Source organism: Arthrobacter sp. P4_F11, assembly GCF_056401395.1.
The window spans coordinates 54,502-80,535 of record NZ_JBFUJK010000008.1 but is presented as its reverse complement, the minus strand read 5'-3'; the positions used below and the strand labels follow the sequence as shown (position 1 = coordinate 80,535).

Sequence of the window (26,034 nt, the reverse complement as noted above, 5' to 3'; positions counted from 1 at the left end):
CGAATGCCTTGAAGAGGAGGCGCGGCCGTGACGATTATTGACAACGCCGTCTATGTGGACGGTCACCGGACCGCCGACCCGGAAGGGCTCGAGGAGACGTACTTTCTGCTGCGGCAGCGCCAGGGTATGGCCTGGATCGGGCTCTACCGGCCCGAAGCCGAGGAGCTGCGCTCCGTGGCCGAGGAATTTGACCTGAGCCACCTGGCCGTGGAGGACGCGCTCGCCGGACACCAGCGGGCCAAGCTGGAACACTATGGCGAGACGTTGTTCCTGGTGCTGCGGCCCGCGCGGTACCTGGACGACGTGGAGAAGGTCGAGTTCGGCGAGATCCATGTGTTTTCCGGCCCGGACTTTGTGGTGACTGTCCGCCGGGCGGAGTCTCCCGACCTGGCCCGGGTGCGCCGGCGGATGGAGTCCGAGCCGGCGTTCCTAGCGCTCGGACCGGATGCGGTGTTGTACGCGATCCTGGACCAGGTGGTGGACGAGTACGAGCCGGTGGCGGCAGGGCTGGAAAACGATATCGATGAAATCGAAGACGACCTGTTCGCTGCCGACCCCGGCGTATCGCGCAGGATCTATGAACTCTCCCGCCAGGTCATCACGTTCCAGCGTGCCACGGCCCCGCTGGCCGGAATCCTGCAGAGCCTCATGGGCAGCGGACCGGACGGCGTGCCGGACCCGGAACTGCAGGATCATTTCCGCGACGTCCTGGACCACGCCATCAGGCTGGGCGAGCGGGTGTCCGGCTTCCGGGCGTTGCTGCAGAACGCGCTGGCCGTCAACGCGGCCCTCGTTGCCCAGCGGCAGAACGACGAAATGCGGCTCCTGACGGAGTCGAGCTTCGCCCAGAACGAGCAGGTCAAGCGGATCTCGTCGTGGGCTGCCATCCTGTTTGCGCCGACGTTGATCGCCTCGATTTACGGCATGAACTTCCGCGACATGCCCGAGCTCGACTGGATCTTCGGCTATCCGATGGCACTCGCGCTCATGCTCGGCATGGGCGGGATCCTGTTCCTGACGTTCAAACACAACAAGTGGATCTGATGTTCTGGTTGAAATAGGAGTTGACATGGGAAGCGGCCCTGACCTTGCGTTGTCGCAGGTCAGAGCCGCTCTCTTGTGCCCCAGGAGGGAATCGAACCCCCGACCGGCGGATTAGAAGGCCGCTGCTCTATCCCCTGAGCTACTGGGGCGCGCTGGCGCCCACCGGCTGCTGCCGGTGACGCCTCAAAAAGTTTACAGTGCCGGACGGCCGGTGGAGGTCAACGCCGGCGGGTGGCCGGTCCTGCCGGCCCTGACTTCTCCCCAACACGGCCCCCCACACCGTTGCCGGCAGGCGGTTATCCACATGGCACAGCCGGGTCCTCCCCGGCCACGGTCCACGGCGGGATGCTGGAACTGCCCGGCAGGGCACGACAATTCGAGACAGGACATGAGAATGAGCGACAACATTACGGTCCGTGGCTTCGTCGCCTCGGAGATCAGAAGCTCGACCACACCCGGTGGCGTGGCCACGGCGTCCTTCCGGTTCGGCGCCACCGAGCGGCGCTACGACCGCGGCTCCAGCACCTGGGTGGATGGCAACACCAACTGGTTCACTGTCCAGGGATACCGGCAGCTGGCCGGCAACATTGGCTGCAGCATCAAGAAGGGCCAGCGGGTCATCGTGGTTGGCAGGCTGAAGATGCGGAGCTGGGAGAAGGACGGCAGGGTGTACCACGTCGCCGAAATTGACGCGGAGTCAGTTGGCCACGACCTCATGTGGGGCTCTGCCAACTTCACCCGCTCAGCCGCAGCCGGAAGCCATGCGGCCGCCGGACCCGGTTCCCCGGATGCGCCCGGTAGCGGCGACGGTGAGGGCGACGGACCGCAGAGCCAGCCAGGGGACGACGACGGGGACGGCGACCACGGTGCCGACCACAACGCGACGTTCATCCATGACGAGAGCGGTGAGGAAGAGGAGGTGGACCAGGAAACCGGAGAACTGAAAGGGGCCGCAGCCTGAATCCGCAGGACCGGCGGGCAACGCCGTGGACGCCGGGACCGGGCACCGGAACGCCGGAACGGGGCACTGCAGCGTCGCAGAATTGCCGGATGCAACACGCCAGGATCACTGCGGGACGGGCGGCGCCCACCCCCGCCGCGGGAGGGGACGCCCGTCGCCGCGGGCCGTTCCGGCCGCCGCAACCTTGGTGCTCCTTCTTTCGGCCTCCGCCTGTGCGACGCCGGCCGGTAGCAGCGGAGCCATGGCCTCTGAAGCCGCGGATTCTCAGGGGACACCTTCCGCAACGTCCCCGGCACCGACAGCCACTGCGTCGCCGGCACCCGCAACGGCATCCACGACGTCGCCGCTGGCGAACCCCGGCCTGAAACCCGACAGGGAATCCGCCATGAAGTCCACGGTCGAGGCGGTCCTGAACTCCGCCATCCGCGCCGGCGGTCAGCCCGAAACGGCGGGCATCCGCGCGTCGTTGGTTAAGGCAGGGATTCCGGCCGACGCTGTGGAAGTCACAGCCGGGCGGAGGCCCACCGGCCTGGCTGTCGACGCCGTCGAGGCCGGAGTGCGTGACGGCAGCGACTGCATCGTGGCCCAGACGCCGTTAAGTGGCCGATCCGGGCTCACGGAATGTGAGTTATCCCGCCCGAACCACTAGATTTGTAGGCATGGCGGAATTTATCTACACAATGACCAAGGCCCGTAAGGCTGTCGGCGAAAAACTCATCCTCGATGACGTAAGCATGTCCTTCTTCCCGGGGGCCAAGATTGGCGTTGTCGGCCCGAATGGTGCCGGTAAGTCCACCATTCTCAAGATCATGGCCGGCCTGGACACTCCCTCCAACGGTGAGGCCCGGCTCAGCCCCGGCTACACGGTAGGCATCCTGCTGCAGGAGCCGCCGCTGAACGAAGACAAGACCGTCCTGGGCAACGTCCAGGAAGGCGTCGGCGAAATCTACGGCAAGATCCAGCGCTTCAACGCGATCTCCGAGGAAATGGCCAGCCCCGACGCTGACTACGATGCCCTCCTCGAGGAAATGGGACAGCTGCAGGAAGCGATCGACGCGGCCGACGCCTGGGACATCGATTCCCAGCTGGAACAGGCCATGGACGCACTGCGCTGCCCGCCCGCCGACGCCGACGTCACCCTGCTCTCCGGTGGTGAGCGCCGCCGCGTCGCGCTGTGCAAGCTCCTGCTGCAGAAGCCGGACCTGTTGCTCCTCGACGAGCCCACCAACCACCTTGACGCCGAGAGCGTGCTGTGGCTGGAACAGCACCTCTCCAGCTACTCTGGTGCCGTCCTTGCCGTCACCCACGACCGGTACTTCCTCGACCACGTGGCCGAGTGGATCGCCGAAGTCGACCGCGGCCACCTGTACCCGTACGAGGGCAACTACTCCACGTACCTGGAGAAGAAGCGCGCCCGCCTGGAAGTCCAAGGCAAGAAGGACGCCAAGCAGGCCAAGCGCCTGACCGAGGAACTCGAATGGGTCCGGTCCAACGCCAAGGGACGCCAGACCAAGTCCAAGGCCCGTCTGGCCCGCTACGAGGAAATGGCTGCCGAGGCAGACCGTACCCGCAAGCTCGACTTCGAAGAGATCCAGATCCCGCCGGGCCCGCGCCTGGGCGGACTCGTGCTGGAGGCCAAGGGTCTCCAGAAGGGCTTCGATGACCGCACCCTGATCGATGGACTGTCCTTCAGCCTGCCCCGCAACGGCATCGTCGGCGTCATCGGCCCCAACGGCGTCGGCAAGTCCACCCTCTTCAAGACCATCGTGGGCCTGGAACCGCTCGACGGCGGCGAACTGAAGATCGGCGATTCCGTCAAGATCTCCTACGCCGACCAGAGCCGTGGCGGCATCGACCCGAACAAGACCCTGTGGGAAGTCGTGTCCGACGGCCTCGACTACATCCAGGTCGGCCACGTCGAAATGCCGTCCCGCGCCTACGTGGCCGCATTCGGCTTCAAGGGCCCGGACCAGCAGAAGAAGGCCGGGGTGCTCTCCGGTGGTGAGCGCAACCGCCTCAACCTGGCGCTGACCCTCAAGCAGGGTGGCAACCTGCTGCTCCTCGACGAACCGACCAACGACCTCGACGTCGAAACCCTCAGCAGCCTCGAAAACGCCCTGCTCGAATTCCCGGGCTGCGCCGTCGTTGTCTCGCACGACCGCTGGTTCCTTGACCGGGTGGCCACCCACATCCTCGCCTACGAAGGCGACGAGGAGAACCCGTCCAAGTGGTACTGGTTCGAGGGCAACTTCGAATCCTACGAGGAGAACAAGGTCGAGCGCCTGGGCCCGGATGCGGCCAAGCCGCACCGGGTAACCCACCGCCGCCTCACCCGCGACTAAGCCCGCAAGGCTTACAGCGCCACGAAAAAGCCGGCTCCCGCCTGAACTGCTTCAGGGGGAGCCGGCTTTTTGCGTGCGGTGGGCCTGTGCGCCGAGGACGCCGTGTGCCGAGGACACCGTGTCCCAGCCGCCGCGGGGGAGTACTGGCAGCCCTTTGGCTTGCGGATCAGGTGCTGCAGCGCCCTCGATCAGACGGCGGCCTGCACGGCGCCCTTCTCTGTGTTCTTCAGGTCGGTGTTTTTGAAGTCGTTCGGGACGCGGATCATGCCTTCCTGGGCCACCGTCGCCACGTGCCGGCCGTCCCGGCTGAAGATTTTGCCCGTCGCGAGGCCCCGTGCGCCCTGCGCGCTGGGCGATTCCTGGACGTACAGGAGCCACTCGTCGACCCTGACCGGCCGGTGCCACCACATGGCGTGGTCCAGGCTTGCCACGGACATCCCCGGCGTAATCCAGCTCATGCCGTGCCTGCGGAGGATGGATTCGAGCAAGGTGTAGTCGCTCGCGTAGGCCAGGGCCGCCCGGTGCAGGCCGGCGTCGTCGGGCATCGGGCCGAAGGTCTTCATCCACACGGCGTTGCGGGCCTCCCGCGGTCCCTTGGCCGAGACATACAGCGCCGGATCGACGTGGCGGATGTCGAACGGCCGCTCGTAGGCCCAGTGCCGGGCCACGGGGTGATCGAACTTGCCCAGCAGGTCGGCCGTGCTCGGCAGCGATTCGGGGTCCGGGATCCCGGCGGGCATCTCGGACTGGTGCTCGATCCCCTCGTCCTCGGCCTGGAAGGACGCAATCATCGACAGGATGGGCATGCCCTCCTGATAGGCGTGGACCCGGCGGGCCGAGAACGACCGCCCGTCGCGCAGGCGCTGCACGCCGAAGGTGATCGGCTTGTTGGCGTCTCCGGGCCGGAGGAAGTAACCGTGCATGGAGTGCACGCTGCGGTCCGGATCGACGGTGCGGCTGCCGGCTATCAGGGACTGCGCCAGCACCTGGCCGCCAAAGACGCGCTGCTTGGGCTGTTGCTGGGAGGGACCTATGAAGATGTCCTCGTCCGTCCGGGCGCCCTCGAGCTCGCCGAGGTTGAGAAGTTGGATGAGCGAGGAGGTGGGGTCCTGGGTCGGGAGCCCCAGCAGTCCGGCTTCGGCTTCAGTCATGGTCTGACTCTAGACGGCGTCCAGCGCCGCTCCAAAGAAGCGCAGCCGGTAGAGTCAGTAGTGTGTCTGATGTCCTAACCCAGCCCCTGCAGTTCACCGATCCCCGCGACCTCGACGACCTGCGCACCTTCGCGACGCGCGCCAAGTCCATTGACGACGGCGCCATCAGGCTCCAGGCCGCTGGCCCCGTCCTGGCCGCCTACGTCTGCGTCCTGCGGCCCCGGCTCCTGGGCGAATCCACCCCCACCATCCTGGGCCTGCGGACCATGGCGCTGGCGCAGCCGGCGGACACTGACGTGACAGTGCCGCTGTCCGCCGTGCTGGACCGCCTGGCACGGGCGGGGGAGCACGACGTCGAACTTCCCGTCCCGCCGGTGACCGTCAGCGAGTCGTGGGCCGGGATCGGCGCGCCGCGGGCCGGCTGGGAACTGCTCGGCACCGTCCAGGACACCGCCCTGCGGACCGCAGCGGAGGCCGGGATCAGGGAGATCGCCGCGATCATTCCGGACAAGCCCGGTGCGTTGATCGTCAACAACGCGAGGGCAACGGTCTGGGGCCGGGAACTGCCCGACGCCGGCGGCCTGCCGGCCGGGGCCGCGTTCGCCGCGCTCACCCTGGGCTTCCTGGCAGAGAGCGAGCAACGGCTCTACCGGGCCGGGCGCTGGTTCCGGCTCAGCGGCACCCGCGGCCACGTGCTGGTCCGGACCGGCACCGGGCTCTAGGAAGCTCCGGCGCCGGCGCCCTCCGCGCTCAGCCCTCCGACGGGCTGTTCACCATGGACAGGGCTGCCCGCTCCATGTAGTCCCAGAGCGTTCCCTCATACAGCGGCGGCAGTTCCAGGGCATCCACCGCGGCACGCATGTGGAACAGCCAGCGTTCCTTGGCCTCCGGTGTCACCCGGAACGGCATGTGGCGCATCCGCAGCCGCGGATGCCCGCGCTCCTCGCCGTACGTCGTCGGCCCGCCCCAGTACTGTTCCAGGAACATCAGGAAGCGGCGCTTGGCCGGGCCAAGGTCCTCTTCCGGGTACATGGCGCGCAACAGCGGATCAGTTGCGACGCCGTCGTAGAAGACGTCGATGAGCTTCACAAAAGTCTGGTGGCCGCCCACGGCGTCATAGAAGTTGTCCGTGTAGCCGGGCTGGCTGAACGGATCGTTCTGCAGCAGCTGCCTGGGCTGGCTGGGTTCGCTGGCGCTGGGAATCGTCATTTCACTATTCTCCGGCCTTCTGCTGGGGTGCACTGTCGGCCTCGGCCGCCGGGGACGTCTCGGGCGGAATGTACGTGCCCTGGGAGCGGTTGCCCACACGCAGGATTTCGCCGTTGCGCAGGTACCAGATGGTGCCGTCGTCGGCCCGGACCCGGGTGATCCGCAGGTTCATGGCCTCGACCGTGCCCACCACCTCGGAAGTCTCGATGATGTCGCCAATGCCGTACTGGTCCTCGAAGGTAATGAAGATGCCGGCGAGGAAGTCGCGGATCAACTGCTGGGCACCGAAACCGATCGCCACACCGAGGATCCCGACGCTCGTCAGGATGGGAGCCACGTCCACGTTCAGGTACTTGAGCACGTACACGATGGTGAGGACGGCAATCAGGACGCCGACCACGCTGCGGAGCAGTGCGCCGATTGTCTCTGCCCGCTGGACGCGGCGTTCGTGGTCCAGGGCGCGGAACGCCGGAGCCACCCAGCGGAAGTGCGACTTCTTGAAGAGTGTGCTGCCCGCCGCGACCCGTTTGGTGATTCCGGTGATCACGAAGGATGCCACCAGCCACACGGCGACGCCGATGCCCAGGCTGATGAGGCCACCTGGCAGGTTGACAGCCGAGATGTCCGGTGCGGTGATTGGTTCGATGGTGGTCAGGCTGATCATCGGTGAGGGAAAACTCCTAGTTTACTGCAGCCCTGCTGCCGGCCGGCAGCAGGGCTGGGCGTCAGGAAAGGCGGCTGGCGTTCGCCGGGCGCATAACGCTCTGGTCTACTTCAACATTAGCGCCGTAGCGTGGCCCCATGCGCATCCTGGTCCTTGGCGGCACCGTCTTCCTGTCAGCTGAAATAGCCCGGCAGGCCCTCGCCGCCGGGCACGACGTCACATGCCTGGCCCGCGGTACCGCCGCCGCGCCGCCCGACGGCGCCACCTGGCTGCGCGCGGACCGCGCGCAGGGGAAGACCGCGTACGAAGGGGCCGCCGGCAGCGGCGCGTGGGACGCCGTCGTCGACGTCTCGCGGGACCCTGACCAGGCACGGGAGGCCCTCGAGACGCTGGCCGGCTCGGCCCGGCACTGGACCTTCATCTCCAGCTGCTCGGTCTACGCTGACAACTCAGTGGCCGGCGAGGCAGAAGACGCCCTGGTGCTCCCGCCGCTGGCTCCGGGCACGGAGCTGACCATGGATAACTACGGCGAGGCCAAGTCCGCGATCGAGCACCTGACCCGGGAACTGGCAGGGGGCAAGGCGCACCTCTGCCGCGCCGGCCTGATCGGCGGACCCGGGGACGGCTCCGACCGCTACGGGTACTGGCCGGCCCGGTTCGCCCGGGACAACGATCCCGTCCTGGTCCCGGACATCCCCGCCGACGCCACCCAGATCATCGACGTCCGCGACCTTGCGGCCTGTATCCTCACCGCCGCCGAGAACGGAACCACGGGGGCGCTGAACGCCGTCGGTGAGCCGGTGCCCTTTGCCGCCTATCTGGAGGAAGCCCGCCAGCTCGCCGACGCCGACTCCGAGGTGGTTGTCGCACCCGAGGACTGGCTGGCGTCGCACGGTGCGAACTACTGGGCCGGCCCGGACTCGCTGCCGCTGTGGCTGCCGCCAGGCCACGAGGGCTTCGCGACCCGCAGCAACGACGCTGCCCGGACAGCAGGACTCCGGCTCCGGCCCTGGATGGACACGCTGCGGGACACCCTGGCGGATGAACGCCGCCGCGGACTTGGCCGTGAACGCAAGGCCGGCATGAGCCCGGAGACGGAGCGCCGGCTGGTGTCCGAGTACCGGGCGGAGGCCTCGGCCTGCCCGGCTGACGGCGCCGCCTGAAAACTATTCAGTCAGCCTGGCCCTCCACCACAGCCGTCGGCTCGTGCAACACCGGGAAATTCACGCTGCGGGCGATGAAACAGACCTTGTTGGCCTCCACGTGGAGTTCCTCAAGGACATCCGGTGCCGCCGCTTCCGCCACCGTCACCCGGGGCCTCAGCGTGACGGATTCGAACTGCCCGCTGCCGTCCCGGTTGGTCCGCATCAGGCCCTCGGCCCGGTCCTCGTAGGCCGTCACCACAACGCCGTGCTTCACGGCCACGTGCAGGAAGGAGAGCATGTGGCACTGCGAGAGCGCGGCCAGCAGCAGCTGTTCGGGGTTGTAGCGCTCCCGGTCCCCGTGGAAGGTCGGATCGGCCGAGCCGCGCAGCACCGGCAGCCCGGGGATCTCGACGTCGTGGTCCCGTGAGTAACCGCGGTACGAGGACGTCCCGGCCCCGCGGTTCCCGGTCCAGCGGACGGTCAGCGCATAGTGATGTTCGTCAAGGCTCATGACTCCAGCCTAGAACGACAGAACCCCGGCGCCGCACAGGGGCGGTGCCGGGGTTCCAGGCTTGCCGGGGGTCCGGTGCCTAGGTCGTTAGCCGACGTCGGCCTGGCGGGCGCGCAGGGCGCGGGCAACGCCGTCGCGGTTCTCCAGCATCATCCGGCGCAGCGCCGCACTGCCCTCCGGCAGCGAGGCCAGGAACTCATCCGTGCGGTCCACCGTGGCCTGCGTGGTCAGCTGGGCCGGGTAGAGCCCGACGACGATCTGCGAGGCCAGCGCGTGGGTGCGGCTTGCCATGATGCCCGGGACGGCCTCGAAGTACTTCTCGGCGTACGGCTCGAGCAGGGACGTGTCCAGGACCCGGGTAAAGCCCGTCACCGCGGAGCCCTGCAGGGCGTTGGACAGGTCGCCCTTGACCACAATCGATTCCCAGGCCGCGGCCTTGGCCTCCGGAGTGGGGATGGCGGCCTTGGCCAGGGCCGCCGCGTTCTGGCCGTTGGAGGTGTTGTCGTGCTCCAGTTCATCGTCGATCCGCTCCTGCCCGGCGCGGCCGCCTGCCACGAGGGAAGCCAGCAGCTCCCACCGCAGGTCCTGGTCCACGCTCAGCCCATCGAGGGTGAGTGAGCCGTCCAGCAGCCCGGAGACCGTGTCCAGCTGCCCGGCGCTGCGGGCCAGCAGGGCGTAGGACTTCACGAACTGCAGCTGGGCGTCCGAGCCAGCCGGCACCGCCGAGGCGAGCTCCCAGAGCTTGTCGGCCGCGGCCACGGCGGTGGCCTCCTGGTGCTCCTCGGCCACGTAGAAGGTCAGGGTGGTGGCCAGCTGCCGGAGCTGGACCAGGATCACGGAGGAATCGGATTCCTCGGCAATGTTGGCGAGGATCAGCTCCACGTACCCGCGGGCCGGGGACTCGCCGTCGCGCGCCGCATCCCAGGCCGAGCCCCACACGAGCGTGCGGGGGAGGCTCTGGCTGAAGTCCTTCAGGTGCGCCGTTGCGGTGGCGAGGGACTTCGGATCCAGGCGGACCTTGGCATAGGCGAGGTCGTCGTCGTTGAGCAGGATCAGGTCCGGCTGGGCCACGCCGGCCAGGGCCGGAACTTCGGTGCGCTCGCCGTCGACGTCGAGCTCCTCACGGTGCACCCGCTCCAGCTTGCCGGCGCCGTTGAGGTTGTAGAAGCCGACGGCGAGGCGGTGCGGGCGCAGGGTCGGTTCGCTCTCGATCGCCGACTGCACGATGGCGAAGGACTCGATGGTGCCGTCCGCGGACGCCGAGATTTCCGGTGTCAGCGTGTTCACGCCGGCGGTCTCCAGCCAGAGCTGCCCCCACCGTTCCAGGTCGCGGCCGCTGGCCTTCTCGAGTTCGGCCATGAGGTCGCTGAGCTCGGTGTTCTGCCAGGCGTGCTTGCTGAAGTACTCCCGCACCCCGGACATGAATTGCTCCGGTCCCACCCAGGCGACGAGCTGGCGCAGCACCGAGGCGCCCTTGGCGTAGGTGATCCCGTCGAAGTTCACCTCGACGTCCTGGAGGTCATTGATCTCGGCGAAGATCGGGTGCGTGGTGGGCAGCTGGTCCTGCCGGTAGGCCCAGGACTTCTCCACGGACGCGAACGTGGTCCAGGCGTGGCCGAACTCGGTGTTCTCGACGGCGGCCAGGTGGGACATGTATTCGGCGAAGGACTCGTTGAGCCAGAGGTCGTTCCACCAGCGCATGGTGACGAGGTCGCCGAACCACATGTGCGCGAGCTCGTGCAGCACGGTGATGGCGCGGCGTTCCACCTGGGCGTCGGTGACCTTGCCGCGGAAGACGTAGCCTTCCAGGATGGTGACGGCCCCGGCGTTCTCCATGGCGCCGGCGTTGAACTCCGGCACGAAGAGCTGGTCGTACTTCTCGAACGGGTACGGGCAGCCGAACTGGGCCTCGAAGAACTCGAAGCCCTGCCGGGTGAGCTCGAAGATGTTGTCCGCATCGAGGTACTGCATGAGCGACTTGCGGGCGAAGATGCCCAGCGGGGTGACCTTGCCCGCCGCCGACGTGACCTCGCTGCGCACCGACTGGTACGGCCCGGCGATCAGCGCGGTGACATAGGAGGACAGCCGCGGTGTCGGCGTGAACTCCCAGACAGAGCGGGCGCCCCCGTCCGCGCCGGGGATGGTCTCCACCGGCACCGGGGTGGGGGAGTTGGACACGACATCCCAGTGCGAGGGGGCGGTGACGGTGAACGTGAAGCTGGCCTTCAGGTCGGGCTGTTCGAAGACGGCGAACATGCGCCGCGAATCCGGGACCTCGAACTGGGTGTACAGGTAGACCTCGCTGTCCACCGGATCCACGAAGCGGTGCAGGCCTTCACCGGTGTTCATGTACGGGGCGTCGGCGACCACAAGCAGGTCGTTCTCGGCCGCGAGGTCCGGGAGCTGGATCCGGACGCCGTCGGAGACCTCGGCCGGATCCAGTTCGCGGCCGTTGAGGCTCACGCTGTGCACGGCGTGGGTGACGGCGTCGATGAAGGTCGACGAGCCCGGCTTGGCCCGGAACTTCACGGCCGTGGTGGAGCCGAAGACCTTCTCGCCGCGGGTCAGGTCCAGGCTGACCTCGTAGGAGTCAACGTCGATCAGGGCGGCGCGCTCGCGGGCTTCGGCGCGGGTCAGATTCATACCGGGCAAAGGGGCCTCCAGAAGAAGATGGATACTGCCGGCCGGCCGCGGCCGCGGTCGCCGACGTTACTGTGAAATTATTCTTTCACGTTAGCGGCCCTTGGCAAGTTAGCCCGGTCACAACCGGCCCCTAGAAACCGCCTGCCCTTAGCGGCCATTCGTGTCAGATGGCTGCGGTTGGGGTGGCCACGTTGACGTTGCCCCGGCGATCTCTTCTTGGTCGTGGCGAGGTCCGGGCGCCGGACTGCGTGCCTGATCCCACAATTGCTTCCCGCCCACCTGCTGACCTGCGCGCATGTCCCCAGATCCATCAAGGTGCGTCCGCGGTAGCGTTGGAGCATGGGAAAGATCCGTGACTCCGTCGATGCCAGAGCGCTGCGCTTTGCCATCGGTTTCCCCCTGATGCTGGCGGCAGGATTCGTGCTGTGTGCGCTTCTGGTACGCCCGGATCTGCCCGAGCCGCTGGCCGTCCGCTGGACCGCCGCCGGTGCCGCCGACTTCGCGCCGTTCGTGACAGTCGCGGGAGCCGGAGCCTCGCTGATCGTGGTGATCGGCTGGGCCGTGCTGCTGCAGGCCGTGCCGCTGTCGCGCCCCGCGATGATGCGCCGCATCATGATGGGCGCCGGCCTGTCCATGAGCCTCTTCGTCACCACAGTCCTTGCCGCCGTGCTCGTGGGCCAGCTGGGCCTGCCCGATGCGCGGGGATCCCATGTGGACGCCTCGGTCCTGGCGCTCGGCAGCGGCGCGGCCCTCGGCCTGGGCATCGTGATGGGTTTTGTCTTCAAGGCCGACGAGCGCTGGTCCGTCGATGACGACGTCGCCGTCCGGCAGGCCCTTGAGCGCGAACAGGATCCGGATTTGGCCAGGGACCGGGTGAGCCTCTGGGTCCACGCCCGCAGCTCAATCTTCGTCATGCTCGGCATCGCAACGATTTTGCCGGCCGCCCTCCTGACCATTGCCGTGCCGTGGCTGTCTGTCCTCCTGGTGGCGGCGGCCCTGGTGGCCGCGGCGTTCCTGGTGGCCCGGATCCGGGTTGACCGCGGCGGGCTGCACGTCTTCGCGGCAGGCTTCGTCCGGGTCATGGAGGTTCCGGCCGCGGCCATCGACGCCGCGACGCCCAGGGACGTCACGGCGGCGGACTATGGCGGGTGGGGCTACCGGACCCATGGCAACACCACCGCGATGCTGGTCAGCAGCGGCCCCGCGGTGGTCATCGACCGCTCAGACGGGCGCCGGCTGGCGGTGAGCGGCGGCAGTGCCACCGCGGCGGACAATATTGCCCAAACGCTGTCCCGGGTGGCGGACAGGGCCCGGCGGAACGGCGGGACCCCCGCCGTGTAGCACGGCGGTGTCGGTCCGCGGTGTCGGTCCTCAGTGTCGGTCCCCGGTGGAGCTAGACGGTGGGGCAAGACGGTGGAGTACGACGGCGTGCCGGGCCTGTGTAACACGACCGTCCAGTGAGGGGGCCGGCCGGCTGCAGCACGGTCCCGGGAGGCCCGGCCTAGTACGCTTGGACCAGACCCCAACCGCCCCGGCCGCCGCCCGGCGCCGCAACCGAACGGAACAGCCGTGACCATTTCTGACCTGCCCCGCGTGCACATTGCCACCGACCACGCCGGAATGGAGCTCAGCGCCCACCTGGTCAGCCACCTCAGCGCCAAGGGCTACGAGGTGGTGGACCACGGACCGAAGGTCTACGACGCCCTGGATGACTACCCGTCGTTCTGCATCAACGCCGCCCTCGCCGTCGTCGCGGACCAGGAAGCCGGAACCCGCGCCCTCGGCATCGTCCTCGGCGGCTCGGGCAATGGCGAGCAGATCGCCGCCAACAAGGTCAAGGGCGTCCGGGCCGCGCTGGCCTGGAACCTGTCCACCGCCCAGCTGGCACGTGAGCACAACGACGCCAACGTCGTCGCCGTCGGCGGCCGCCAGCACAGCGTCGACGAGGCCACGGAAATCATCGAGGCGTTCCTGGCCGAACCTTTCAGCAACGATGAGCGCCACGTCCGCCGGATCGGCAAGATCGCCACGTACGAGCGCACCGGCGAGGTCATCGACTAGTGCCGGAGGGGCATTCCGTCCACCGGCTGGCCCGCCAGTTCGGGGACGTCTTCGCGGGGGAGCGGCTCGCGGTCTCCAGTCCGCAGGGCCGGTTTGCCCAGGGCGCTGCGCTGCTGGACGGCCACACCCTCGTCAGTTCCGTGGCGCACGGGAAGCACCTCTTCCTGGAGTTCGGGCACGGGCTTCTCCTGCACGTCCACCTGGGCCTCTATGGCGCCTGGGATTTCGGCGGCGACGCCACCTTCCGCGGCGCCTCCAGCATCGGTGCGCCCCGGAAGGTGGGGGAGCGGGAAGTCTACGACGACGCTGAGGCGGCCGGGCCGGCCTCATATGAGGGCCCGCCCGCGCCGGTCGGTGCCGTCCGCGTCCGGCTCGCCGGCGCGCACGGCTGGGCCGATCTCCGCGGCGCGACCACGTGCGAGGCGATCACGGACGCGGAAGCGGCGGCCGTACTGGCGCGGCTCGGCCCGGACCCGTTGCGGAACCTTCCCGGCGACCGGGACGCCTTCAGCGCCACCGTGGCGGCCAAACGTACACCGCTGGCGGCCCTGCTGATGGACCAAAAGGTGATTGCCGGCGTCGGGAACGTCTACCGGGCCGAACTCCTGTTCAGGCAACGGCTCAACCCCTGGCTGCCCGGCGCCGAACTGACACCGGACGCGGCCCGCCGGCTCTGGGACGACACCGCAGACATGATGACCGACGGCGTCCGGGACGGCCGGATCATCACGACGCCGCCGCAGTACTGGAACGGGGCCGGAGCCGGCGTATCCCGCGGCGTCCTGCCGGCCCCGGAGGAGGCCCACTTCGTCTACCGGCGCCACGGACTCGGCTGCAGGGACTGCGGAACGCCGGTGGCGCTGACCGAGCTCGGCGCCAGGAAGCTCTATTGGTGCCCGGCCTGCCAGCAGGCCTGAGCCGGTACGCCTGCCCTTCCAAAGCCAACCCTTCCAAGCTCCGGCGCTCCGGCCACCGGGGCCTGGAGGGAACGAAAAAAGCCCCTCCGGAGAGGGGCTTTTTTCGTCATATTTCTGAGGGGACGACGGGAATCGAACCCGCGTAATCAGTTTGGAAGACTGAGGCTTTACCATTAAGCTACGTCCCCGGGGATCTCACTGGAACTCCAGTAAAACTTCCGGGCGGCTGTTCAAGCCGGATACAACTAAACCCAATTCAAGGCCCCGGTGTCAAATGTGCAAATCGGCACAGTATGACCGTAGACTGTTCTGTGCACTTACGGGGTGTAGCTCAGCTTGGCTAGAGCGCCTGCTTTGGGAGCAGGAAGTCGCAGGTTCAAATCCTGTCACCCCGACTCTGCAAGCACTGCCAGCACGTGGCAATGCAGAACCCCATACCCCCCACACCAGGAGTACTTAGACTGTGAAGAGCGCTGTCGAGAACCTCACCCCCACGCGGGTCAAGCTCAATGTTGAGGTCCCCTTTGAGGAATTGAAGCCCAGCATCGCAGAGGCATACAAGACTGTTGCTTCGCAGATCCAGGTCCCCGGTTTCCGCAAGGGCAAGGTCCCCTCCAAGCTCATTGACCAGCGCGTTGGCCGCGGCTACGTCCTGGAGACGGCCATCAACGAAGGCCTCAACGGCTGGTACCAGGCCGCCGTGCAGGAAACCGGCATCCGCCCCCTGAGCCGTCCCGAGGTCGAGATCACCGAGGTTCCGGACCCGTCCGCCACCGACGGCGAGCTCAAGTTCCACGCCGAGGTTGACATCCGCCCCGAGATCGAACTGCCCGACTACGCAGGCATCAAGGTTGAGGTCGCCGCCGCCGAGTCCTCCGACGCCGACGTCGACAAGGCCCTGGACGAGCTCCGCGGCCGCTTCGGCACGCTGAAGTCCGTGGACCGCCCGGCCGCCGATGGCGACTTCCTGACGATCGACATCGCAGCCTCGATCGACGGCGCCGATGTTGACTCCGCTTCCGGCCTGTCCTACCAGGTTGGCGCCGGCACCATGCTCGAAGGCCTCGACGAGGCCGTCACCGGCCTCAGCGCCGACGAAGACGCCATCTTTGACACCACGCTGGTCGGCGGCGAGCACGCCGGCGAGTCCGCTCAGGTCAAGGTCACCGTCAAGGCCGTCAAGGAGCGCGAGCTCCCCGTCGCCGACGACGACTTCGCCCAGCTCGCCAGCGAATTCGACACCCTGGCCGAACTCCGTGAGGACCTGGCCAAGCAGGCTGCTGAGTCCAAGGTTGTTGACCAGGGCGTCGAGGCCCGCGACAAGGTCCTGGACAAGCTCGTTGAGCTCGTCGAGGTGCCCGTCCCGGCGTCGATCGTCGAAGAGCAGCTCGAGCAGCACTTCAACGCCGAAAACGCCCACGGTGAAGGCGAGCACGACACCGAGGAGCACCGCGCCGAGGTCAAGGCCAACACCGAGCGCGCCTTCCAGAACGAGATCATCCTCGACGCCATCGCGGAGAAGGAAGAAGTCAACGTCAGCCAGAACGAGCTGATCGACTACATCGTCACCACCGCCAGCCAGTACGGCATGGACCCGAACCAGTTCGCCCAGATCATCGATCAGAGCGGCCAGGTGCCCATGATGGTTTCCGAGGTCCGCCGCCGCAAGGCACTGGCCGTCGTGCTGGGCCAGGCCGAGGTCACCGACTCCGAGGGCAACAAGGTTGACCTGAGCGACTTCGTCCGCCCCGGCGACGAAGCCGCCCCGGCCGCCGAGACCGTTGAGGACGAAGCAGCTTCGGCAGAAGCCAGCACCGAGGCCACGCCGAGCGATGACCCCGCAGCAGTGAAGTTCTAGCAGTCACTGAGACGTAGAACAGTCGGCCCCCGGATCACCGATCCGGGGGCCGACTGTTTTAAGCCCCCGCCTGCAGCCATGCCCGGCCGGCACGCTCTGTCCGGGAGCCGGGAAGGGCCCGCATCCGGGACCCGGCGCGCGGGGTCCCGGCAATCGTGCGCCGTCAGCGAACAGCCCGGCACCAGCGAACAAAGCGGGCGTGAAAACGGTTAGTGTCGCTGTAGGAAAGTTCAGTGATGTCGTCCAGTGGCGTCACCGTCGCCAGCGAGAGGTAAGTACATATGTCACAGCAAGCAGGGGCACCCCGGATGGCCACGGTCGATCCGGCAGCCCAGGATAACTACATTTACAACCGCCTGCTGAAAGAGCGCATCATCTGGCTCGGCTCCGAGGTCCGCGACGATAACGCCAACGCGATCTGCTCCCAGCTGCTGCTGCTCTCGGCGGAGAATCCTGAAAGGGACATTTACCTTTACATCAACTCACCCGGCGGCTCCGTCACCGCCGGCATGGCCATCTACGACACCATGCAGTTCATCCCGAACGATGTTGTTACGGTTGCCACCGGCCTCGCCGCGTCCATGGGCCAGTTCCTGCTCTCCTCCGGCACCAAGGGCAAGCGCTACGCCACCCCCAACGCCCGCATCCTCATGCACCAGCCCTCCGGCGGCATCGGCGGCACGGCGTCTGACATCAAGATCCAGGCCGAGCTGATCCTGCACATGAAGAAGGTCATGGCCGAGCTGACCGCCGACCAGACCGGCCAGAGTGTGGACACCATCCTCAAGGACAACGACCGCGACAAGTGGTTCACGGCCCCGGAAGCCCTCGAATACGGCTTCTTCGACAAGATCGCCGCACACGCCGGCTCCGTGGCAGGCGGCGGCGGAACCAACGCCAACGGCTCCGGAAACAGCGGCGGCGCTGCGACAGCCACCGAGAACTGACCGGCAGGTAGACAGCAATGAATTCAGGAGCAATGAACATGAACTACAACTTCGGTTCGACTGCCGGCAACCTGCCGAGCAGCCGCTACGTGCTGCCCCAGTTCGAAGAGCGCACCCCCTACGGCTTCAAGCGCCAGGACCCGTACACCAAGCTGTTCGAGGACCGCATCATCTTCCTCGGCGTCCAGGTCGACGACGCCTCGGCCGATGACGTCATGGCCCAGCTGCTGGTGCTCGAGTCCACCGACCCGGACCGCGACATCACGCTCTACATCAACTCGCCTGGCGGTTCCTTCACCGCCATGACCGCGATCTACGACACCATGACGTACATCCGGCCCGAGATCCAGACCGTCTGCCTCGGCCAGGCGGCCAGCGCCGCCGCCGTGCTGCTCGCGGCCGGCACGCCGGGCAAGCGCCTCGCGCTGCCGAACGCCCGCGTACTGATCCACCAGCCCTCGCTGTCCGGCGGACAGGGCGGGCAGGCCTCGGACCTCGAGATCCAGGCCGCCGAGGTCATGCGCATGCGCTCCTGGCTCGAGGACACGCTGGCCAAGCACTCCGGCCGAACGCCTGAGCAGGTCAACAACGACATCGAGCGGGACAAGATCCTCACGGCCGCCGAGGCCATGCAGTACGGCCTCATTGACCAGGTCCTCGATTCCCGCAAGATCAAGCCCCAGGCAATCGCGCGCTAATCAGCAATCCGCGGCGCCGGTGCGGCATTTTTACTTGGCCGCACCGGCGTCCGCTTTCCACCCAACGGGCCCAAAGTGACCTAGAGTGGAACATGTCACAGCCAGCAGCAAGCTACTAAAGGGGTTCACACATGGCTCGGATTGGCGAGAGCACAGATCTGCTGAAGTGTTCTTTCTGCGGAAAGAGCCAGAAGCAGGTCCGCAAGCTCATTGCCGGGCCCGGCGTCTACATCTGCGACGAGTGCATCGAACTCTGCAACGAGATCATCGAAGAGGAACTCGCGGAAGTAGCTGACCTGGGCAGTTTCGAGTTGCCCAAGCCCCGCGAAATCTTTGATTTTCTGCAGGAATACGTGATTGGCCAGGAACCCGCCAAGCGTTCGCTCGCCGTCGCGGTGTACAACCACTACAAGCGGATCCAGGCCGGCCACGCGCCGAAGAGCGGCAGCCTCGCCGACGGCGTGCACCACGACGACGTCGAGATCGCCAAGTCCAACATCCTGCTGATCGGACCCACCGGCTGCGGCAAGACCTATCTGGCCCAAACCCTCGCCCGCCGCCTCAACGTTCCGTTTGCCGTCGCCGACGCCACGGCCCTGACCGAGGCCGGCTACGTCGGTGAGGACGTTGAGAACATCCTCCTCAAACTTATCCAGGCCGCCGACTATGACGTCAAAAAGGCCGAGCAGGGCATCATCTACATCGATGAGATCGACAAGATCTCACGCAAGAGCGAAAATCCGTCCATCACCCGGGACGTCTCGGGGGAGGGCGTGCAGCAGGCGCTCCTGAAAATCCTCGAAGGCACGGTGGCCTCGGTCCCGCCGCAGGGCGGACGCAAGCACCCGCACCAGGAATTCATCCAGATTGACACCACGAACGTGCTCTTCATCGTGGCCGGCGCCTTCGCGGGGCTCGAGGACATCATCGGTTCGCGGTCCGGGCGCAAGGGCATCGGCTTCGGCGCCCCGCTCAACGAGGTCAAGAACACCACGGATTCCTACGGCGAGGTCATGCCGGAAGACCTGCTCAAGTTCGGGCTGATCCCTGAGTTCATCGGCCGGTTGCCCGTCATCACCACCGTCTCCAACCTGGACCGCGCCGCGCTCATCCAGATTCTCTCGACGCCGAAGAATGCCCTTGTCAAGCAGTACCAGAAGATGTTCCAGCTCGACGGCGTCGAGCTCATCTTCGAGGACGAGGCCCTCAACACCATTGCCGACCAGGCGCTGGAGCGCGGCACCGGGGCCCGGGGGCTGCGCGCCATCATGGAGGAAGTCCTGCTTCCGGTCATGTTCGACCTCCCCAGCCGCGACGACGTCGCCAGCGTCGTGATCACCGAAGAGGTCGTGACCAAGAAGGCAACGCCCACGATGATCGCCCACGACGAGGTCAAACGGCGCAAGTCCGCCTGATCCGGAATATTATCGCGGCCAAGGTCGCTGTAATCCTTAGCGCGCCGTGTGCGTGATCCGCCCCGGCGCTTTCCCCGCAGACTTCCCTAAGGAGAACACCTGTGTCTGAAACCATGACCAACAAAGCCGACTTCTGGTTTGACCCGATGTGCCCCTTCGCCTGGGTCACCTCCCGCTGGATCGGCGAAGTCGAAGAAGTCCGCGACATCAAGACCGAGTGGCATGTCATGAGCCTCGCCGTGCTCAATGAGGGCCGCGAGGAACTGCCCGAGCAGTACCGCGAGTTCATGAAGAAGGCGTGGGCTCCGGTCCGCGTCATCACCGCCGCCGCTGAACAGCACGGTGCCGAATTCATCAAGGCGCTCTATGACTCCATGGGCACCAAGATCCACAACGAAGGCATCAAGGACATTGACGAGGTCATCGCCAAGTCGCTGGCCGAGGCCGGACTGCCGGCCGAGCTTGCGGCCGCGGGCCAGAGCGACGAATTCGATGCAAAGCTGCGCGCCAGCCACGAGGAAGGCATCTCGCTGGTGGGTCAGGACGTGGGCACACCCGTCGTCGCCTTCAACGGCACGGCCTTCTTCGGCCCGGTTCTGACGCGCATCCCGCGCGGCGAGGAAGCAGGACAGATCTGGGACGCCACGGTGACCCTGGCATCCTTCCCGTACTTCTTCGAAATCAAGCGCAGCCGTACCGAAAGCCCGGTCTTTAACTAGGCCTGAACAGGCCGGGCCGGGCCGCTGCCTGGCCTCCCGGGAGCCCCGGCAGAACTACTCTGTTGTAGTTCTGCCGGGGCTCTTGTGCACGGCAGGCCGGGGGACAACAATAGAACTTACCCACTTCGAAAGAAGAGGGACGCAGGAACCAAAGATTCAGTGACACTCATCCGACGCAGCCTTCGGCAAAGTCAGATGATGGCTACCAGTGACGAGGTAGGAAGACCTGAAAGTCTAAGGATCCCGCCAGATTGTCTAAGACGTCACGTGACAATCGAAAAGTCGAAGCCCCACCAACCGCTAAACGCTGATGGGGCTTCCCCTTTGCCCAAAAACACCTTGCCCAAAAACAGTGGGCCCAATAACGCCGTCCAAGGGCGCTTCCCCGGGTGCGGAGTGGGCATTGTGCAGGTGCGCACGACCCGGGGCGGGTCATGCGCACCTGAGGGTGCCGGGGGACTGGCTCCGTGGTGTTAGTCGCGGCGGTCCTCCCGGCGGTCGCCGCGGTCGTCACGGCGGTCTTCGCGCCGGTCGCCGCGACGGTTGATCCCGTGGGCGACGACAACGGCCCCGCCGACGGCGGCGGCGGTCCTGCGTCTGCGTCGTGCTGCCAGTGGCATGTCAGGCTCCTTCTATCGCTTCTTCAGGGGACTGGTCTTCAGCGTCGGCCTGGAAGGCGGCGATGACGGCCTGGGTCGGGATCCGGCCGCTGGCCACGAGTTGGCCGCCGGCCTTGCGGACTGCCGTGCCGAATGGGGCCGCCCAGAGGTTTTCCCAGACGAGCACCGCGGCGGAGTGGCCGGGCGCGATCGTCTCGGCCAGGTCCATGACGTCCTGTTCAGAGAGCACCATGGCCAGGTCGGCCTCGGCCGTGCGCACCTCGCCGAGCTCGCTCGGGTCGAGGTCGGAGATCTCCGCCGTCTCGAGTGTGCCGTCCTCCATCTTCCTCAGGAACACCATGTCGAGCACCCTGACGAGGTCACGCTGGACCAGGTCCTCCAGGAACGGGGCGATCTGGCCCTTGCCGAAATCGGGTCCGGGGAATTCAACGACGATCCAGTCGACCGGCCCCAGTTCATCGAGTGTCTCAGTCATGCGTATGACCTCCGCTTCTTCTTGGGGTTCGAGGCGATCCGACGGACCGCTGCACCTTCATTCTGTGCCCCCGGTGAGGTGCGGCGCCTCACCCGTGCCGGGTGACCTCACGCCTCAGCGATAGGACTTGCTTGTGCTGCCCCGGGTTCCGGGCCGAAGGAACAAGCCCGGCGGCCCGGCTGTTGCTTCCAATGACGGGGCAGCGGTCACCGTGCCGTGATCTCCGGGCAACCCGCCCGGTTGTACCCGGTTTTGTCCTGTCCCCACCTGCGAACATTGGAGCGCCATGCCCGTTAGAGCCCATCTCGACTTGAACGTCAAAGCCGAAGCCCTGCCCACGGCGCCCGCGGTGCTCCGCGATATTCTCTCCGATACGCGCGCCTTTGACGGCTGCCTCGGGGTCGACGTGCTGGTCGACAGCGAGGATCCGGCGCATTTTCTCGTGGTCGAACAGTGGGTATCGATGGAACACGATGCTGCCTATCGCGCCTGGCGCGCAGGCGACGGCGCGAGCGGGCTGGCAGACCTCCTGGCCGCCCCGCCGGTGCTGACGCACTTCGAGACGTCCTTCGCGGTCTGAGCCTCCCCGCGACGCCGAAGGGGCCCCGCCGGATCAGAACTGCTTCCCTGAACCGGACCGAGGGCCCCTTCGTGTTGTTTCCGCCGGAGACTACGCCTGGACGGGCGGCTCGGCCGGTGCCAGCACGACGTCGCTGACGGCCAGTTCACCCTCGCCGGCGACAAGCGCCAGTTCACGGGCGTTGGCCGCGGCCTTGAGGTCGGCGAGGCCGGCCTTGAGCTGGGTCGTGAGGGACTCCGAGGCGGTGATCGTCGCGGACAGCACCTCGGTGCGCTGCTTGACCTTGGCCTCGGACTTGGCCTTGCGGATGCCGCTGAGCGCGGTGCCCACCGTGGCCAGGAGGGTCGTGTCGCCGTCGACCGCGATGGCGGAGGGCCACTGGGCGCGGTGCACGGAACCGGTGCGCCACCAGCTCCAGACTTCCTCCGTGGCGAACGGCAGGAACGGCGCGAAGAGCCGCAGGAGGGTGTCCAGGCTCGTCGCGAGGGCGGCCAGCACGGATGCCTGCTGCTCCTCGCCGGCGGCACCGTAGGCACGGTCCTTGATGAGCTCCACGTAGTCGTCGGTGAAGTTCCAGAAGAAGCTCTCGGTGATCTGCAGCGCCCGGGCGTAGTCGTAGCCCTCGAATGCCTTGGTCGCCTGCTCGACGACGTCTGCGAGCTGGGCCAGGACGGCCCGGTCCAGCGGGTTGCTCAGCACGGACAGGTCGCCGGAGACGACCGAGTCCTCGGTGGCGCCCAGGTTCAGGACGAACTTGGAGGCGTTGAGCAGCTTGATGGCCAGGCGGCGGCCGATCTTCATCTGCGCGATCTCGTAGGCGGTGTCCGCGCCGAGCTTGGCCGAGGCAGCCCAGTAGCGCACCGCGTCGGAGCCGTACTCCTCCAGCACATCCGTGGGCACAATGACGTTGCCCTTGGACTTGGACATCTTCTTCCGGTCCGGGTCCAGGATCCAGCCGGAGATGGCTGCATGCTTCCACGGTGCGGTCTTCTGCAGCGCGTCGGCGCGGACGGCGGAGGAGAACAGCCAGGTCCGGATGATGTCATGGCCCTGCGGGCGCACGTCGAAGGGGTAGACCTTGGCGAAGAGCGCCTCGTCGGTGCTCCAGCCGCCCACAATCTGGGGGGTCAGGGAGGACGTGGCCCAGGTGTCGAGGACGTCCGCGTCGCCGGTGAAACCGCCGGGCACGTCGCGCTGGGCTTCCTCGTAGCCGGGGGCCGCATCCGCCGCGGTGTCCACGGGCAGCTGCGCGTCCGACGGGACGATCGGCGCGTCGTACTCGGGGTTGCCGGCGGCATCCAGGGGGTACCAGACCGGTACCGGCACGCCGAAGAAGCGCTGGCGGGACACGAGCCAGTCGCCGTTGAGCCCCGAGATCCAGTTCTCGTAGCGGGAGCGCATGAAGGCGGGGTGGAACTCGATCTCGTTGCCGCGGCCGATCAGCCGTTCGCGCCGGTCCTCGTCGCGTCCGCCGTTGCGGATGTACCACTGGCGTGAGGTGACGACCTCGAGGGGCTTGTCGCCCTTCTCGAAGAAGTTCACCGGGTGCATGATCTTCTTGGGCTCGCCGTCGAGCAGTTCCGCGGCGGCCAGGAGCTCCACCACGGACTCCTTGGCGCTGAACACCGTCTTGCCGGCGATGGCCGCGAAGTTGGCGCGGCCATCTTCTGTGGTGATCCACTCCGGGGTCTCGCTGATGATGCGGCCGTCGCGGCCCACGATCGCGCGGGTGGGCAGCTGCAGTTCGCGCCACCAGGTGACGTCGGTGAGGTCGCCGAAGGTGCAGACCATGGCGACGCCGGAGCCCTTGTCCGCCTTGGCCAGCGGGTGGGCCTTGACCTCTACCTCGACACCGAACAGGGGAGAGGTGACCTTCTTGCCGAACAGCGGCTTGTAGCGCTCGTCGTCGGGGTTCGCCACGAGCGCGGCGCAGGCGGCCAGCAGCTCGGGGCGGGTGGTCTCGATGAAGATCTTTTCGCCGTCTTCGGTGAAGAAGGGGTAGCGGTAGTAGGCGCCAGCGACCTCACGGTCCTCAAGCTCGGCCTGGGCCACGGCGGTGCGGAACGTGACATCCCACAGGGTGGGGGCCTCGGCCATGTACGCGTCGCCTGCTGCCAGGTTGGCCAGGAAGGCCCGCTGGGAGATGGCGCGGGACTTGTCATCGATCGTCCGGTAGGTCAGGTCCCAGTCCACGGACAGGCCCAGGGTCTGGAAGAGGTGCTCGAAGACCTTCTCGTCCTCGACCGCGAGCTCCTCGCACAGCTCGATGAAGTTCTTGCGGGAGATGACGTCGAAGTCGCGCTGGTTCTTAGCGGGCTCGGCCGGGGGACGGTAGCCGGCGTCGTAGGCGATCGCGGGATCGCAGCGCACGCCGTAGTAGTTCTGCACGCGGCGCTCGGTGGGCAGGCCGTTGTCGTCCCATCCCATGGGGTAGAAGACGTTCTTGCCGGTCATACGCTGGTAGCGCGCCAGGACGTCGGTCTGGGTGTAGGAAAACATGTGTCCGACGTGGAGGGATCCCGACGCCGTGGGCGGGGGAGTGTCGATCGAGTAGACCTGCTCCCGGGTGGTGTCCGGGTTGAACTTGTAGGTCCCTTCGTCAAGCCAGCGCTGCGTGAGCGCTTCTTCCAGCCCCTCCAGGGCGGGCTTGTCCGGAACGTTGATGGGGGCGGTGGTGGGCGTGTCTGTACCCTGATTGTCTTCAGCCATGGGTCAATTGTTGCAGTTCCTTACAGTCCGTTTCACCCAATCGCTACAGTCCGCTGCAGTAAACCGCACTATGCGAAGGCAAAACACTGGAATAGTGTCCAGCGGTATGGAGACGTCTGCCGGAAACTTCGCGATCAAGCGCATCTATGACGACCCTGCCGACGACGACGGCTGCCGGGTCCTGGTGGACCGGCTCTGGCCGCGCGGAGTCAGCAAGGAACGGGCCCAATTGGAACTCTGGCTCAAGGACGTGGCGCCCTCCCCGCCGCTGCGCAAGGAATTCGGGCACATGCAGGAACGGTTCGCGGACTTCCGGGCGGCCTACGAAGCCGAGCTCGAGGGCAACCCGGCCGTGCAGACACTCCGGGACCTCGCGGCGGAGCACGGGAAAGTGACGCTGCTCTACGGCGCCCGGGACCCGGAGACCAACCATGCCCGGGTGCTGCAGGAGTTCCTCGAGCGGGGCAGCAACAGCAGGAAATGAGCCCGGCATTGCCGTTACTGTGGTCCCATGACTGAGGGAATCGACAACAACACACAAGAATTTACTGCAGCAGGAGCCAAAGCAGCAGTAGTCACCGGCGCCAGCACCGGAATCGGCGAGGCCACCGTGCGTGCGCTCCGCAAGGAAGGCTGGACCGTGTTCGCCGTCGCCCGCCGTGCCGACCGGCTCGAAGCGCTCGCCGCCGAAACCGGCGCCGTCGCCCTTCCCGCCGATGTGACCGACGACGCCGATGTGGCCCGGCTGCTCGATGAGGTGACCCGCGCCGGCGGCATCGACACGCTGATCAACATCGCCGGTGGTGCCCGCGGCGCCGACAAGGTTGCCGGGGCCAAGACCGAGGACTGGGAATGGATGTTCCAGGTCAACGTGCTCGGCAGCATGAAGCTGATCCGCGCGTTCCTGCCCATGCTGCGTGCCTGCGGCGAGGGCACCGTGCTGAACCTGACCTCCACCGCAGGGCTCTCGGCCTATGAGGGCGGCGGCGGCTACAACGCGGCCAAGTTCGCCCAGCACGCCTTGACCGGCGCCCTGCGGCTCGAAGAGGCTGAGCACAACCTCCGCGTGATAGAGGTGGCCCCCGGGCTGGTGCAGACCGAGGAATTCGCCCTGAACCGCCTCGGCGACCAGGACGCGGCGGCCAAGGTGTACCAGGGAGTCGAGAAGCCACTGACCGCCGAGGACGTCGCCGATGTGGTCCGCTACGCCGTCGTCGCGCCGCACCACATCAACCTGGACCAGATCGTGATCCGCCCGGTGGCGCAGGCGGCCAACTACAAGCTGATCCGCAAGAACCAGTAGGGCGGGCCAGGAGCGGGGCCAAGGGCGGGGCCCGGGGCCGGGACGTCCGGCGGCGACACCTG

Annotated in this window: 26 protein-coding genes and 3 tRNA genes; 18 read left to right on the top strand and 11 right to left on the bottom strand. The window is 67.0% G+C overall.

What is annotated here, in order from left to right:
- Nucleotides 1-27 precede the first annotated feature (27 nt).
- Nucleotides 28-1,044 carry a magnesium and cobalt transport protein CorA gene (locus tag AC1DRO_RS10890; RefSeq protein WP_476950807.1) on the top strand — a complete coding sequence of 339 codons (1,017 nt, stop codon included), beginning with the start codon at nt 28-30 and terminating at the stop codon, nt 1,042-1,044.
- 76 nt (nt 1,045-1,120) lie between these two features.
- Here the strand turns inward: AC1DRO_RS10890 and AC1DRO_RS10885 are convergent.
- A tRNA-Arg gene (locus AC1DRO_RS10885) sits at nt 1,121-1,193 on the bottom strand.
- A 245-nt stretch (nt 1,194-1,438) separates the two neighbouring features.
- Here AC1DRO_RS10885 and AC1DRO_RS10880 point away from each other — a divergent pair.
- Nucleotides 1,439-2,005: a single-stranded DNA-binding protein gene (locus AC1DRO_RS10880; RefSeq protein ID WP_476950806.1), complete on the top strand. Its 567-nt coding sequence runs from the start codon at nt 1,439-1,441 to the stop codon at nt 2,003-2,005.
- Between the two features lie 264 nt (nt 2,006-2,269).
- Here AC1DRO_RS10880 and AC1DRO_RS10875 read toward each other — a convergent pair whose 3' ends face one another.
- Nucleotides 2,270-2,392 (bottom strand): hypothetical protein, encoded by a 123-nt coding sequence (locus AC1DRO_RS10875; protein ID WP_476950805.1) that lies wholly within the window; start codon nt 2,390-2,392, stop codon nt 2,270-2,272.
- Here AC1DRO_RS10875 and AC1DRO_RS10870 point away from each other — a divergent pair.
- On the top strand, nt 2,391-2,654 hold the full coding sequence (locus tag AC1DRO_RS10870) for a DUF6993 domain-containing protein (RefSeq protein WP_476950804.1): 264 nt from the start codon (nt 2,391-2,393) through the stop codon (nt 2,652-2,654). The genes AC1DRO_RS10875 and AC1DRO_RS10870 overlap by 2 nt on opposite strands.
- A gap of 10 nt (nt 2,655-2,664) precedes the next feature.
- Nucleotides 2,665-4,347, top strand: a complete 1,683-nt coding sequence (gene ettA / locus AC1DRO_RS10865) for an energy-dependent translational throttle protein EttA (RefSeq protein WP_026266424.1) — start codon at nt 2,665-2,667, stop codon at nt 4,345-4,347.
- Nucleotides 4,348-4,535: 188 nt separating this feature from the next.
- Here ettA and AC1DRO_RS10860 read toward each other — a convergent pair whose 3' ends face one another.
- Complete coding sequence (locus AC1DRO_RS10860; protein WP_476950803.1) at nt 4,536-5,498, bottom strand: acyl-CoA thioesterase; 963 nt, start codon at nt 5,496-5,498, stop codon at nt 4,536-4,538.
- Nucleotides 5,499-5,560: 62 nt separating this feature from the next.
- Between AC1DRO_RS10860 and AC1DRO_RS10855 the strand changes: the two genes are divergently transcribed.
- Nucleotides 5,561-6,220 (top strand): DUF8185 domain-containing protein, encoded by a 660-nt coding sequence (locus AC1DRO_RS10855; protein WP_459385058.1) that lies wholly within the window; start codon nt 5,561-5,563, stop codon nt 6,218-6,220.
- Between the two features lie 28 nt (nt 6,221-6,248).
- On the opposite strand, the gene AC1DRO_RS10850 is transcribed toward AC1DRO_RS10855, so the two are convergent.
- A complete protein-coding gene (locus AC1DRO_RS10850) occupies nt 6,249-6,707 on the bottom strand; it encodes a globin (RefSeq protein WP_476950802.1) in 459 nt (152 codons plus the stop codon).
- A gap of 4 nt (nt 6,708-6,711) precedes the next feature.
- The gene (locus AC1DRO_RS10845; RefSeq protein WP_476950801.1) at nt 6,712-7,371 is read right to left on the bottom strand and encodes a mechanosensitive ion channel family protein; all 660 of its coding nucleotides are present in this window, start codon (nt 7,369-7,371) and stop codon (nt 6,712-6,714) included.
- A 137-nt stretch (nt 7,372-7,508) separates the two neighbouring features.
- Between AC1DRO_RS10845 and AC1DRO_RS10840 the strand changes: the two genes are divergently transcribed.
- Complete coding sequence (locus tag AC1DRO_RS10840; RefSeq protein ID WP_476950800.1) at nt 7,509-8,534, top strand: NAD-dependent epimerase/dehydratase family protein; 1,026 nt, start codon at nt 7,509-7,511, stop codon at nt 8,532-8,534.
- A gap of 7 nt (nt 8,535-8,541) precedes the next feature.
- On the opposite strand, the gene AC1DRO_RS10835 is transcribed toward AC1DRO_RS10840, so the two are convergent.
- Both AC1DRO_RS10835 and pepN read right to left on the bottom strand, forming a co-directional pair.
- Complete coding sequence (locus tag AC1DRO_RS10835) at nt 8,542-9,027, bottom strand: OsmC family protein (RefSeq protein WP_243177217.1); 486 nt, start codon at nt 9,025-9,027, stop codon at nt 8,542-8,544.
- 87 nt (nt 9,028-9,114) lie between these two features.
- Nucleotides 9,115-11,670, bottom strand: coding sequence for an aminopeptidase N (gene pepN / locus AC1DRO_RS10830; RefSeq protein ID WP_476950799.1), 2,556 nt, complete (start codon nt 11,668-11,670; stop codon nt 9,115-9,117).
- Nucleotides 11,671-12,009: 339 nt separating this feature from the next.
- Between pepN and AC1DRO_RS10825 the strand changes: the two genes are divergently transcribed.
- The 3 genes from AC1DRO_RS10825 (at nt 12,010) to AC1DRO_RS10815 (ending at nt 14,648) form a co-directional block, all read left to right on the top strand.
- Entirely contained in the window at nt 12,010-13,011 is a 1,002-nt protein-coding gene (locus AC1DRO_RS10825; protein ID WP_476950798.1) for a hypothetical protein, read from the top strand.
- A gap of 228 nt (nt 13,012-13,239) precedes the next feature.
- Nucleotides 13,240-13,731 carry a ribose-5-phosphate isomerase gene (locus tag AC1DRO_RS10820; protein ID WP_028277845.1) on the top strand — a complete coding sequence of 164 codons (492 nt, stop codon included), beginning with the start codon at nt 13,240-13,242 and terminating at the stop codon, nt 13,729-13,731.
- Nucleotides 13,731-14,648: an Fpg/Nei family DNA glycosylase gene (locus AC1DRO_RS10815; RefSeq protein ID WP_476945267.1), complete on the top strand. Its 918-nt coding sequence runs from the start codon at nt 13,731-13,733 to the stop codon at nt 14,646-14,648. The genes AC1DRO_RS10820 and AC1DRO_RS10815 overlap by 1 nt, the downstream gene beginning before the upstream one ends.
- Before the next feature lie 117 nt (nt 14,649-14,765).
- On the opposite strand, the gene AC1DRO_RS10810 is transcribed toward AC1DRO_RS10815, so the two are convergent.
- A tRNA-Gly gene (locus AC1DRO_RS10810) sits at nt 14,766-14,836 on the bottom strand.
- A gap of 132 nt (nt 14,837-14,968) precedes the next feature.
- Between AC1DRO_RS10810 and AC1DRO_RS10805 the strand changes: the two genes are divergently transcribed.
- The 6 genes from AC1DRO_RS10805 (at nt 14,969) to AC1DRO_RS10780 (ending at nt 20,285) form a co-directional block, all read left to right on the top strand.
- Nucleotides 14,969-15,043: transfer RNA gene (locus AC1DRO_RS10805), tRNA-Pro, on the top strand.
- A gap of 68 nt (nt 15,044-15,111) precedes the next feature.
- Nucleotides 15,112-16,506, top strand: coding sequence for a trigger factor (tig, locus tag AC1DRO_RS10800; RefSeq protein WP_476950797.1), 1,395 nt, complete (start codon nt 15,112-15,114; stop codon nt 16,504-16,506).
- A gap of 308 nt (nt 16,507-16,814) precedes the next feature.
- On the top strand, nt 16,815-17,453 hold the full coding sequence (locus AC1DRO_RS10795; protein WP_028277848.1) for an ATP-dependent Clp protease proteolytic subunit: 639 nt from the start codon (nt 16,815-16,817) through the stop codon (nt 17,451-17,453).
- A gap of 38 nt (nt 17,454-17,491) precedes the next feature.
- Complete coding sequence (locus tag AC1DRO_RS10790) at nt 17,492-18,151, top strand: ATP-dependent Clp protease proteolytic subunit (protein ID WP_026266422.1); 660 nt, start codon at nt 17,492-17,494, stop codon at nt 18,149-18,151.
- Nucleotides 18,152-18,282: 131 nt separating this feature from the next.
- Nucleotides 18,283-19,566, top strand: coding sequence for an ATP-dependent Clp protease ATP-binding subunit ClpX (clpX, locus tag AC1DRO_RS10785; RefSeq protein WP_476856918.1), 1,284 nt, complete (start codon nt 18,283-18,285; stop codon nt 19,564-19,566).
- Nucleotides 19,567-19,679: 113 nt separating this feature from the next.
- A complete protein-coding gene (locus tag AC1DRO_RS10780; RefSeq protein WP_476950905.1) occupies nt 19,680-20,285 on the top strand; it encodes a mycothiol-dependent nitroreductase Rv2466c family protein in 606 nt (201 codons plus the stop codon).
- Nucleotides 20,286-20,758: 473 nt separating this feature from the next.
- On the opposite strand, the gene AC1DRO_RS10775 is transcribed toward AC1DRO_RS10780, so the two are convergent.
- Together AC1DRO_RS10775 and AC1DRO_RS10770 are read right to left on the bottom strand one after the other, a co-directional pair.
- Nucleotides 20,759-20,905 (bottom strand): hypothetical protein, encoded by a 147-nt coding sequence (locus AC1DRO_RS10775; RefSeq protein ID WP_155855732.1) that lies wholly within the window; start codon nt 20,903-20,905, stop codon nt 20,759-20,761.
- Nucleotide 20,906: 1 nt separating this feature from the next.
- The gene (locus AC1DRO_RS10770) at nt 20,907-21,380 is read right to left on the bottom strand and encodes a DUF6325 family protein (RefSeq protein WP_243177222.1); all 474 of its coding nucleotides are present in this window, start codon (nt 21,378-21,380) and stop codon (nt 20,907-20,909) included.
- Nucleotides 21,381-21,666: 286 nt separating this feature from the next.
- Between AC1DRO_RS10770 and AC1DRO_RS10765 the strand changes: the two genes are divergently transcribed.
- Nucleotides 21,667-21,960: a putative quinol monooxygenase gene (locus AC1DRO_RS10765; protein ID WP_476950796.1), complete on the top strand. Its 294-nt coding sequence runs from the start codon at nt 21,667-21,669 to the stop codon at nt 21,958-21,960.
- Nucleotides 21,961-22,050: 90 nt separating this feature from the next.
- Here AC1DRO_RS10765 and valS read toward each other — a convergent pair whose 3' ends face one another.
- A complete protein-coding gene (valS, locus tag AC1DRO_RS10760) occupies nt 22,051-24,669 on the bottom strand; it encodes a valine--tRNA ligase (RefSeq protein ID WP_476950795.1) in 2,619 nt (872 codons plus the stop codon).
- A 106-nt stretch (nt 24,670-24,775) separates the two neighbouring features.
- On the opposite strand from valS, the gene AC1DRO_RS10755 reads away from it, so the two are divergent.
- The gene (locus AC1DRO_RS10755) at nt 24,776-25,153 is read left to right on the top strand and encodes a DUF488 domain-containing protein (RefSeq protein ID WP_476950904.1); all 378 of its coding nucleotides are present in this window, start codon (nt 24,776-24,778) and stop codon (nt 25,151-25,153) included.
- Between the two features lie 27 nt (nt 25,154-25,180).
- A complete protein-coding gene (locus AC1DRO_RS10750; protein WP_476950794.1) occupies nt 25,181-25,972 on the top strand; it encodes an SDR family oxidoreductase in 792 nt (263 codons plus the stop codon).
- The last annotated feature ends 62 nt before the right edge of the window (nt 25,973-26,034 follow it).